Source organism: Companilactobacillus halodurans (assembly GCF_009600985.1).
In the GTDB taxonomy this organism is placed as follows: domain Bacteria; phylum Bacillota; class Bacilli; order Lactobacillales; family Lactobacillaceae; genus Companilactobacillus; species Companilactobacillus halodurans.
Genome location: NZ_VDFP01000109.1, coordinates 1 through 1575 on the forward strand (window position 1 = coordinate 1; position 1575 = coordinate 1575).

A 1575-nucleotide genomic window follows, 5' to 3' on the forward strand; every position below is an offset into this window, starting at 1 on the left:
ACTGATAATGACATACAAAGCACCTGGCTAATAATGGAAGCATTGTAATAAATGTACTTCTTCCACCACGTACCACTATAATCAAAGCTTTCAGTCGCCATACTCATTGCAGCTAAAGGAATTGTCAGGTTATACCAAGCCATATCAGCCACAAACACACACATCTTGATAAAGAACACGACGGTTACGACAGTGAAGATTAGCAGAAACAAAATCTGTAAGGGTAGCGAAATGCCAACATCTTTTAGCCCTGGAACTTTATTCATGCCGGTAATTGATTTAGCAGTGAATTTCTGATCAGAACTAAACATATACTTTAGCAGGGGCAAGGTAATTGAACCTTGAATAAAGCCCTGTAAAAACACGAAAACCGGAATCACGGCCGCTGATTTAATCCCGTCCATGATGATATTAGCCCAAGTAACATCGGTACTTTCATCTGCCTCTTTTAGAATTGTCATCACAATGCGGCCAAGGACGACCACAACGACTAACGATGTCGCAAAGGACAGGAAGATGGCATACCACGTTTTAACAATTGGCAAGCTTTGATTGGCTTGGTCAATAATGGCCTTGCAGATGTTGAATAAACCGTCCAACAAACCAGATAATGCCCATTCAAAAAAGTGTGTAATAGCTGATTGAATGATATTTGTCATTTTAAATCCCTCCTTTGTCTATTTGGGAATAAGTGAGACTGTACCAGTATCACTTTTAGCCAGTGTGTTAATTGGTGTTAGTTTATATTTGTCTGATTGCTTCTTAATCTTAAACAGTCGTGTTTCTGTGCTACCTGAAACACTATTTTTACCAATGAACTTAATTTGTTCATTGCCCTTGCTTTCAAGCAACTTGTACTCATACACTTCACTAAATCCCGCTTGGGTAAGTGTTAGATTGCTTTTTGAAAACTTTGCAGTAGCGGCCATACCATTATCTTTGCTAGAAGCAAACGTCCACTGGTGACTTTGCAAATCCTGTGCTGTAGACTTCCCACAAGCGGTAAGACCAACAACAATCAGTAACACTGTCATCACAGCGATTATATATTTCCGATATTTTTTCATTAATATGTCCTCCATTATCCAAGCATTTTCTTATGTCTAGACTCTAATTCTTGATCGATATTGTCCTGCAATTTGTCTTCTTCGTCATCGGTTGTTTGATCGTCTTTTTTGGCTTGGTGCTGTGCTTTAACTGTCTGATTCCACTTATCTACCTTATTCTTAAAGTGGGTTTCCTGGCTGGCTTCTGGTTGGCCTTGATACTCATTCTGTGACAAGTTAACCAAATGATCAGCCCCTGGAAATAGTTTAAATTGGAACGCTTTTGTAGCTTTGACTGGTCGCGCATTGCTAAAGATTAATAAGCTCTGATCTTCGGGCATACGCATAATTTCATCGGGCGTCATGAGCGAACGGCTCGTATAGCTGTAACTATCACTCTTGCTGTGACTTTCTTCCTTGCTATGACTGGTACTCTCACTACCCGTTTCCACTTTCACAGTTGATTTTCCTAACAGATCACTAAAGTATTTAGCGGTCACATCATTAGCGGCATTTAAGCAAATCTTAA

General features: G+C 39.7%; 3 protein-coding genes. All 3 read right to left on the reverse strand.

Translation table 11 applies throughout. The features are described from left to right. The coding region (locus FHL06_RS12815; protein WP_153386972.1) for a conjugal transfer protein TrbL family protein at positions 1-659 on the reverse strand (659 nt) is incomplete at its 3' end. Positions 660-677: 18 nt separating this feature from the next. After that, positions 678-1067 carry a hypothetical protein gene (locus FHL06_RS12820; RefSeq protein WP_056988740.1) on the reverse strand — a complete coding sequence of 130 codons (390 nt, stop codon included), beginning with the start codon at positions 1065-1067 and terminating at the stop codon, positions 678-680. A 14-nt stretch (positions 1068-1081) separates the two neighbouring features. Continuing rightward, positions 1082-1575, reverse strand: a 494-nt coding sequence (locus tag FHL06_RS12825) for a type IV secretory system conjugative DNA transfer family protein (protein ID WP_153386974.1), incomplete at its 5' end; no start/stop codon positions are given.